Origin of the sequence: Nostoc sp. NOS(2021) (assembly GCF_017115025.1) — a bacterium.
GTDB lineage: Bacteria > Cyanobacteriota > Cyanobacteriia > Cyanobacteriales > Nostocaceae > Nostoc.
Window position 1 is genome coordinate 19,435 of record NZ_JABXKM010000162.1, and the last position, 9,586, is coordinate 29,020.

Annotated in this window: 5 protein-coding genes; 4 read left to right on the top strand and 1 reads right to left on the bottom strand. The window is 45.0% G+C overall.

What is annotated here, in order from left to right; translation table 11 throughout:
* Nucleotides 1-556: 556 nt before the first annotated feature.
* A complete protein-coding gene (locus tag HWQ41_RS20030) occupies nucleotides 557-1,387 on the bottom strand; it encodes a phytoene/squalene synthase family protein (RefSeq protein WP_292766520.1) in 831 nt (276 codons plus the stop codon).
* A 539-nt stretch (nucleotides 1,388-1,926) separates the two neighbouring features.
* On the opposite strand from HWQ41_RS20030, the gene HWQ41_RS20035 reads away from it, so the two are divergent.
* From HWQ41_RS20035 to HWQ41_RS20050, 4 genes are all read left to right on the top strand, one after another.
* Entirely contained in the window at nucleotides 1,927-2,067 is a 141-nt protein-coding gene (locus HWQ41_RS20035) for a hypothetical protein (RefSeq protein WP_292766523.1), read from the top strand.
* A 295-nt stretch (nucleotides 2,068-2,362) separates the two neighbouring features.
* Nucleotides 2,363-2,536 (top strand): hypothetical protein, encoded by a 174-nt coding sequence (locus HWQ41_RS20040; protein WP_292766525.1) that lies wholly within the window; start codon nucleotides 2,363-2,365, stop codon nucleotides 2,534-2,536.
* A gap of 510 nt (nucleotides 2,537-3,046) precedes the next feature.
* On the top strand, nucleotides 3,047-5,401 hold the full coding sequence (locus HWQ41_RS20045; RefSeq protein WP_292766528.1) for a TIM-barrel domain-containing protein: 2,355 nt from the start codon (nucleotides 3,047-3,049) through the stop codon (nucleotides 5,399-5,401).
* 186 nt (nucleotides 5,402-5,587) lie between these two features.
* Nucleotides 5,588-9,586 (top strand): PAS domain S-box protein (locus HWQ41_RS20050; protein WP_292766531.1); only part of this gene is annotated, 3,999 nt, incomplete at its 3' end.

The window sequence follows — 9,586 nt, forward strand, 5'->3', positions numbered from 1 at the left end:
TCTCTTAAAGCTTGCTACGTGCAGCGTGCTGCTCTCCCGACTCGCTAACGTAATTCGGAATTGAGAAAGTCAGCTTTAATCTGGGTTTCCCGATGATTAGACCTCTTGCATAAATGCTTAAATCGTCATATTGAGTGCAGCGAAACATCTGTGAGATTCTTCTCTCCACTGCGTTCCGTACCCTGCGGGAACGCTGCGCGAACAGAATGACATTCCTGATTTTTTGACTTTTGTAAGAGGTCTATTGTATCTGTAGTCTTATTTTCGAGAATTGGTATTTAAAAGTCTTGGAAGGCAGTGCCCAATGCCAGTTGCTCTACTTCGGGAGACCCCAAGTAGAGCAACTGGCTCCCCTACAGAAAATCGCTGTAGAATTTTGGATGCCCAAATTTGGAGGCAATTTAGAATCATCTCCATTACTCGTTAACAGACTAAGTAGGTGGGCATAAATATTTGTCGTTGAGATAAGGCAGAAGGCAGAAGGCAGAAATGAAGAGGGTTTTAACCTCGTTTATCTTTCTTTACATAGTTTGATTTTATTCTGCCGACCTACTTATTAGCTGGCTTTCATGTTCACACTAATCAGCTGTTCGATAAGTGCAAAAACATCACTGCGGCTAAGTTTCTCTTTACCATTAGCAAGAGCGTCAAGAGTACCATTAGCCAAGGTTAAGGGAATTTGGCAAAAATCTAAGGCTGGGCCAGTAGGAAGGTCTTTGCTGTAAGCTTCTGCCAGGGCTAGATTGCGCCGCGCATACTCTTGCATATTTGCTGCACTCCAACCCTCTGGGAAAAAGTCTACCCCACGCCCTAAATCTTCAGTATGGTTACGCAGGATATTAACTGCTTGTAAACCCCGACCAAACCCAATTGCCTGGGTACGGTTAGTTTGGGTTCCATCGTACCAAGTCCATAAGTCCGATAGTAACAATCCCACCGCACCTGCAACCCCAAAGGTATAACGATCCAAATCAGATTCTGTGTAAATTTTCCAGTTTCTTTCTGCCCAGTAAGCCATCCGGTCTGCCATTGCAGCAGTGGCATCCCAAATTCGAGGTGCAATGGTCTCTGGTGCTAGCAGCGACCATTCTCTAATCCTCACAGTGACTTCTTCTAAGGTATTCTCATACCCACTAAATCCTGCAAAGAAAGCATCTACAGCGAAGCCATCAACTCCTGCCTGTAATGTCAGGCTAATCGTTTTTAACAGCTTTGCTTTAGTAGCGTTATCTAGTTCGGGATGATCTTCAATTTCATCAATGGCACGCATACACAAATATGCTGATGCTACTGCTTCTTGTAATCCTGGCGGTAAAAGACTAATTGGGATATAAAAAGTTCGGCTAGTTTCTTTGAGGATTTGCAATGCATCTCTACGTAAATTCATGTTTTCACTCCCCACTTGATTTTTGCACCACATGAAGTTTGCAGTTTTTTGATGATACTGGATATAGTTTTGACTAAACCTTAAAAACTATAGACCATAAGATACGCTAGTATTTCATCTAAAAATTAATAGTTTTTGGTGTTGCAATTAACAAAACTCTCAAATTTATCAAAGTCTAATCTAGTATATAGGGTTTTGGTTGCAAAAATGCGTCAGGTGTCGTTTGATATAGCTTTCATAAACTTTTAGTTTAGATATAAAGAATTATGGTAATCTTTGGTTGATTACCGCGAAATTTTTCTCTGAGCAAACATCCATTTTCGGGATTTGAAAGTGTTTTAAGTCTGCGTTAATCTGACTAACAAAGTGTAATTATTGTATATATAAAGACAATTGCGGAAAAGCTGGTAACGGATAACAGTAACTGTACGCACCTTTAGATGCGAACGGCGACTTGCCGAAGAGTTAGGGTAAGTTAAATTGGACATAGAGGGTGCAATACCTGTCTTGAAAGTTCAGTTTGCCTTTGGCGTTGCCCCATGCATCGGCGGGAACCGCCGCGCCGCTCCACGCCAGAAGATTCCGAGGCAAGGCGACAGGAACGCACTGGCTCGATTTTTCGGTGGGTTGGGCTACGCCTACGCTTGATCGGTTACAGTGGAAGCCTCCTTGCTGTTTAAGGTGACATAAAGTGACCATAATCTAGAACAAGAAGTTCCCATCTATTTACGAGATTGACAATAAAAAAGAAGGGTAAAGAGCAAAGGGAAAGGGATGAATTAGGTCGCTCACAATACCTGCATAGCTTTTTAGCTTCCCCATAACACAAGGATTATTTTGCCTACTGTACAGCAATAGCTTTTTACCTTTCCCCCTTTCCCCTTAGACATTCCCCTTCTTGATAAAAAAGTGGGCTGTTTGCCGACTCAACAAAACATTTCTGTTAAGAGTTCCCTATTAAGAGTTCCCGCCCCGTTGGCGCAGCCTCTCGTAGAGAAGGGGATAGCTAAAAGGGCGGTTAGAAACCGCGTCTACACAGGCGAAACCCACCTCCGTGGGTTAAAAACCTTTGATTTTCTCTTAGTCCACGGAGGTGGACTACCCTTCGGGAACGCCAAGGGCGAACGTTTGTATAGCCGCGATTTCTAATCGCCAGGGCTAGGTGCAAGATGTGAGTTAGCCCACGCAGGAAGAACTTCTTGTTTGTGTAGCCGCGAATGACCTTCGCCCTGGCTTTAAGTTGACACCAATAGCAATGCTGTGCCCCTGCTACGTGGTCTATTTATCTGAAAATAGCTGTAAGAGCTTCTAAATAATTTAATATTTGGTATTTCCTTAGTGTGGTTACGACAGCTTGCGCGTTTATAACCACAGCACTTAATGTGGTTACCACAGCTTGTGCGTTCATAACCACAGCACTTAGTGTGGTTACGACAGCTTGTGCGTTTATAACCACAGCACTTAATGTGGTTACGACAGCTTGTGCGTTTATAACCACAGCACTTAATGTGGTAGCAACAACTTCTGCATTACAAAAACTACTCTTGCTAAAAAATATCTGCTAATCTTTCATCCAACTTCTAGCGAAAGAAAGATTTTGAGGCTGAGTATCTCTGTAATCATGAATGCGGACAAGTTTTAACCTGCTGAATAACTGATATGCCGCAATATTTCGGAAAACTACCCACTACTAACCAACCTTGGACAACTGTTAGCAATGTAAAAGCTGTAACCTGGGACAATAATATTATTAATTTTGACTGTGGCGACTCACGTCTTACCATCAGTATACTTGCTCCCAATTTAATCCGCGTGCGTTTCGCACTGACTGGGGAATTTATGCCCCGCCGTTCTTGGGCAGTGACGCTGGATGATGCAGAATGGGCGACAACACCTTTTGGAGTCCGGGAAACTGAAGCAACGGTAGAAATTGAAACAGCACAGATTCGTGTGTGTGTTGAACGGGAAAAGTGTCGCATCGCCTGTTTTGACAAAGCTAATCGTCCCTTTGCCGAAGATGCAGGGATGGGGATGGGTTGGCGGATGGGTGCAGTTGCAGGGTGGAAACAAATTGCAACCGATGAACATTTCTATGGCTTTGGTGAACGCACAGGCTTTTTGGATAAACTCAGCGAGGTAAAAACCAACTGGACAACGGATGCTTTAGATTATGATGCACTTACTGATGAAATGTACCAGGCAATTCCATTTTTTATGGCTTTGCGCCCGCAGGTAAGCTATGGCATCTTTTTGAATACCACTTTTTGGAGTCAGTTGGATATCGGTGCTGAACAACCAGGTATTTGGAAGATGGAAACTCGTGGCGGTGAATTGGATTATTACATTATCTACGGCCCCGAACCTGCCCAAATTCTGGACACATACACTCAGCTAACTGGGAGAATGCCATTACCACCGAAATGGGCGCTAGGTTATCATCAATGTCGCTGGAGTTACGAATCAGAAACCGTTGTGCGGGAACTAGCAAAGGAATTTCGCCAGCGCCGCATTCCCTGCGATGTCATTCACCTCGATATTGACTATATGCGGGGCTATCGGGTGTTTACCTGGAGTCCCCAGCGTTTCCCGAACGCGGCAAAACTCATCAGTGATTTAGCAAAGGATGGTTTCAAAACAGTCACAATCATTGATCCTGGTGTGAAGTATGAACCAGAAGCTAATTATGATGTTTTTGACCAAGGAATAGAAAACGACTATTTTGTGCGTAAAGCTGATGGCGAGTTGTTCCACGGCTACGTTTGGCCTGAGAAAGCTGTTTTTCCTGACTTTTTACGTGCTGATGTGTGTAACTGGTGGGCTGATTTACACAAAAGCTTAACTGATATCGGTGTGGCAGGAATTTGGAATGATATGAATGAACCTGCAATAAACGATCGCCCTTTCGGGGATGATGGTGAAAAGATTTGGTTTCCCCTAGATGCACCGCAGGGGGGAGAGGGAGAGAATTCAAAATTAAGAATTGATGTGACTCATACCGAAGTGCATAACTTGTATGGGTTGATGATGGCTAAAGCTTGTTATGAAGGGTTGCAACGGCATCGAAGCTCAGAGCGATCGTTTGTGTTGACGCGATCGGGTTATGCTGGTGTACAACGCTGGTCTTCTGTGTGGATGGGAGACAACCAATCGTTGTGGGAGCATTTAGAAATGTCTCTGCCGATGCTTTGCAACATGGGACTTTCGGGTGTGGGGTTTGTGGGTTGCGATATTGGCGGGTTTGCTGGTAACGCCACAGCTGAATTATTCGCTCGGTGGATGCAGGTAGGAATGCTTTACCCACTGATGCGCGGCCACTCGGCAATGTCTACTGCTCGTCATGAACCTTGGGTATTTGGCGATCGCGTGGAAAATATCTGTCGAGAATATATTAATCTACGTTATCAACTACTTCCCTACATTTATAGTCTTTTCTGGGAAGCGGCAACAACGGGCGCACCGATTCTAAGACCATTATTCTACCATTTCCCCAACGATCCGAAAACCTATAGTCTCTACGATCAAGTATTGCTAGGTGCGTCGCTGATGGCTGCACCAATTTACCGCCCTGGAGTTGAGCATCGATCTGTCTACTTACCCCTTGGCACTTGGTATGATTGGTGGAGTGGCGATCGCTACGAAGGCCCGATTCACATTCTGGCTCATGCACCACTGGAAAAAATGCCACTGTATGTCCGTAGCGGTGCGATCGTTCCCATGCAACCTGTCAGGCAATACGTTGATCAATCCCCGCTCGACGAGATCCGATTAAGGATTTGGCCTGGTAATAACGAATATCAGCTATTTGAAGATGATGGACAGACAAACGAGTATCAAGATCAAAAGTTTTCGCTAGCAACTATCAGCGTATTTACTGAGGCTAATCAAACAGTAGTGGAAATTAGAGCGAGAATGGGAGAATGGACACCTCCACGGCGTGAAGTGATTGTAGAACTTGTTGGTGTTGGAGAGCAACGTTTCCAAGATGATGGTAAGCAACATACTCTGCATTTTTGAAATCCTGGCAATGGTGGTTCAAAAAACCACCATTATTTCCGACTCTAAAATGTGCAAGAGAAAATATGCATCGAGGTAGATGAAAAACAAGTCAAGGGGTAACATACAATACAAGGGATCAATATAGTTAAACCGTAAGAAATAGGTAAATTTACCACACTAGATAGATGCGGTTAGAGAGACTCAATGTTAGATATTAACCGCTTGCGACTGCAAGATAGATTTAAAATCCCGACAAATTCACTTGTGGCAAAAGTCGCAAGTGCGATCGCTGTTTTTGGTGGCAGCTTGATACTAGTTGGCTGGTGCCTTGACATTGAAGTTCTTAAACGCGGCTTTCCTGGTAGTCCTGCCACAATGAAAGTCAACACAGCGCTGTGTTTTGTACTGTGTGGTATGTCGCTCTGGCTGTTTTCAACAGGAGGGGGAAACAATTCAAAATTCAAAATTCAAAATGACGCTCTCTACCAGACGCTGCGCGTAGCTTGCTTAAGAGTAAGGGTACGCGGACTCGCTAACGCTGCGCTAACAAAATTATTCTCCCACTTCCCTACTCTTCTAATTTCTAGGGTCTGTGCAATAGCGGTTACGATAATTGCGGCGCTCACACTCTGTCAATATCTGTTTGGCTACAATTTCGCCATTGACGAGCTGCTGTTCCGTGATTCGCCAACTAGTATAGCGACATCGCATCCGGGGCGAATGGGGGTGAATACAGCACTGAACTTTATGCTGGTCAGCGTCGCCCTCCAGATTTTGATTCATCCAAAAACCCACCGCAGTTATTGGTATGCCCAAATTATCGCTCTGATCGCGACTTTAATTTCCTTTCAAGCCCTCATGGACTATGCCTACAAAGTGAAAGTTCTCTATGGACTTGCCCCTTATACAACATCAATGGCGTTACACACAGCGGTGTTGTTCCTCTTACTCAGTATGGGGATTCTGTGGGCGCGGGCAGAACAGGGGTTAATGAGGGTAGTTACAAGTGATACTTACGGCGGCTTACTTGCACGTCGTTTATTAATTGCCGCGATCGCAGTACCTTTTATAGTTGGGTGGGTAATTGTTGAAGGTCAACGGGCAAGACAATACGAGCCGGCGTTTGCAATATCAGTGTTTGCGATCGTTCTAATTGTAATTTTTACTGTTTTGATTTGGCAAAGTGCGGCGGTTATTGAATGCCTCAGCCATCAACGCGACCGCGCCCAAGAAGCACTGAGAACCTACGAAGCTAAACTGGGGAGTTTTGTAGATGCTAACGTTATCGGCATTCTGTTTGGCGACGTGTATGGCGGTATCCAGCAGGCAAACGACGAATTTCTCAGGATGATTGGTTACACGCGGGAGGATTTGTTAGCAGGTAGATTAAGTTGGCGCAATATCACACCACCAGAGTATTTATACTTGGATGAACGAAGTCTTGCCGAAGCACAAGGTAACGCCAACGCTGCTTGTACACCCTACGAGAAAGAATATATTCGCAAAGATGGTAGCCGCATCCCGGTTTTAGTTGGTTACGTGCTGCTAGGAGAAAACCGGGAAGAGTCAGTGGCGTTTATCCTCGACTTGAGCGAACGCAAGCAAGCAGAAGCAGAGCAACAAAAATTAGTATCGCTGGTAGAAAATAGCTCTGACTTTATCGGCATCGCCACCCTTGAGGGTCAATTACTCTATATAAATGATGCAGGTCAAAAGCTGGTAGGGCTGGCCAGCCTTGATGAAGTGAGGCAAAAAGCAGTATTAGATTACGTCATGCCCAAAGACAAAGCCTATTTTCAAGAACATATACTGCCGACTGTGCGATCGCAAGGGCGCTGGCAGGGAGAATTCTGCTTTTGTCACCTCCAAACAGGTCAACCAATACCAGTTGATTACAACATCTTCACTGTTACAGATCACAACACAGGTCAGCCAATTGCTTTAGCAACTGTGACTCGCAACATCAGTGAGCAAAAGCAGAGCAAGGAACAAATACTACAATTAAACAAGGATCTACAGCGCCGCATTACTGAGTTACAAACTTTGTTGGAGGTAATTCCCATTGGAATTGGCATTGCCGAAGATCGAGAATGCCAAAATATCAAGGTGAACCCTGCTTTTGCCAAGCAGTTGGGGATATTGTTAGATACAAATGCCTCCCTCAACCCTTCTTTGGACGAAAGCCCAACAAGTTTTAAAATCTACCGCGAGGGAAGGGAACTCTCAGCAGAGGAACTCCCAATGCAATACTCTGCCACTCATGGTGTCGAAGTTCTGGATTTTGAACTCGATGTCCTCCATGAAAATGGAAAAATTGTCAAGCTGTTGGAGTATGTTGCACCCCTGTTTGACGAAGAGGGTAAAACCAGGGGAAGCGTTGGTGCATTTTTAGATATTACGGAGCGCAAACAGGCAGAGGAAGTACTCCTAAATCAGCAAAAATGGCTGGAGGATGTGTTAAATCTAATGCCAAGACCGCTGCTGTTTATCGAACCAGGAACAGCGCGGGTAACTTTTGCCAATCGCTCTGCTAACGAATTAGCTGGGGGCGAATTTCCTCAAGGTGTGCCAGCCGCAGAGTATCACACAGCTTACCACTATACTGATGCGGCTGGCGATCGCATTCCCAATGAGCAAATGCCAGGAGTGCGGGTTGCCCTTGGCGAACGCCTGAATGGATTGGAGGTGGACTGGCACACTCCCGCTGGTGTGCGTTCTCTACTGATATTTGCTGATACCTTGCCAGCAATGCACGGTCATCCGGCTACCTGTATCTTGGTGTTCCAAGAAATCAGCAACCTTAAACAGGCACAAAAAGCCCTCTCGTTAGGTTACAAAAGGCTAAAGCTACTATTCGACACAGCTAACCATTTACTATCGAGTCAGCAACCAGTAGTACTAATCGATAGCGTCTACCAAAAACTCTCAGACCAAATTGGTTTAGATGTTTACTTTAACTATTTGGTTGAGGATAACTCTCAGGTAATGCGGTTGGGGTCTTACAGTGGCATTTCCCAAGAACTGGCAAAGGAAATTGAATGTTTGGCATTTGGTGAAGCGGTTTGTGGTGTTGTAGCGCAGGAACGCCATCCCATAGCTGTAGAGAATGTGCAGCAATCAACTGACCCGCAAACAGAATTCATTCGCTCTTTAGGCATTACTGCTTATTATAGTTATCCATTGATTGCCCAAGGACGGCTGTTAGGTACTCTTTCTTTTGGCAGCCGCACTCGGTTAAGCTTCACGCACAATCAAAAGGGGATGATGCAAGCAGTATGCGACCAAATAGCGATCGCAATGGAACGGGCTAGTTTAATTGCTTCTTTGCGACAACAAACTGAGCAGTTGCAAGAAGCCAACCGGATGAAGGATGAGTTTCTGGGGATATTGTCTCACGAATTGCGAACGCCCCTGAATGCCATCCTGGGTTGGGCACAATTACTGCAAAGAAGCAAGCTCAGTGAAACCCTAATCGCTAGGGCTGTGGAGACAATTGAGCGCAATGCGAAAGCGCAAGCCCAGCTAATTGAAGACCTGCTAGATATATCGCGGATGATTAGAGGTAAGTTACGCCTCAATGTCTGTACTTGTCATTTGGTTCCGATGATTGAGTCAGCCATCGAGACTGTTAGTCTAGCCGCCCAGTCTAAGGAAATCGATTTGAGATTTTCCCTGATTCCCGCAAAAGAAACACGAAATTCAGATTTGGGATTAGGAATCAATCGCGAAAATCTAGAATCTCCAGAAGCACAATCCCAAACCAATCAACACTCAGACGACAGCAAGCTGGGCGAAAATTCTCAATTCTTAGTTTCCGGTGATTTCGAGCGCTTGCAGCAAATCATCTGGAATCTACTATCGAATGGCATCAAATTCACACCCGCAGGAGGACGGGTAGAGGTGCAATTGTCAATAGTCAGTGGTCAAGAAAAACAACAGACAACGGATAAATATGCCCAAATTCAGGTGATTGATACAGGCATTGGTATCAGTCCTGACTTTCTTCCTTACGTCTTCGATCGCTTTCGTCAAGCTGATAGTTCTAGCACTAGAGCCTATGGTGGATTAGGACTAGGATTAGCGATCGTCAGTCATTTAGTAGAATTACATGGTGGTACTGTCCACGCAAATAGTCCAGGTAAAGAACAAGGAGCGACGTTTACAGTCAAAATACCACTTCTGAAGAGTCCGCCCTTTTGCGCC

Bases quoted from the DNA above. Each gene is read 5' to 3' on its own strand.
- HWQ41_RS20030 (WP_292766520.1), bottom strand. From the start codon at position 1,387: ATGAATTTACGTAGAGATGCATTGCAAATCCTCAAAGAAACTAGCCGA.
- HWQ41_RS20035 (WP_292766523.1), top strand. From the start codon at position 1,927: ATGCATCGGCGGGAACCGCCGCGCCGCTCCACGCCAGAAGATTCCGAG.
- HWQ41_RS20045 (WP_292766528.1), top strand. From the start codon at position 3,047: ATGCCGCAATATTTCGGAAAACTACCCACTACTAACCAACCTTGGACA.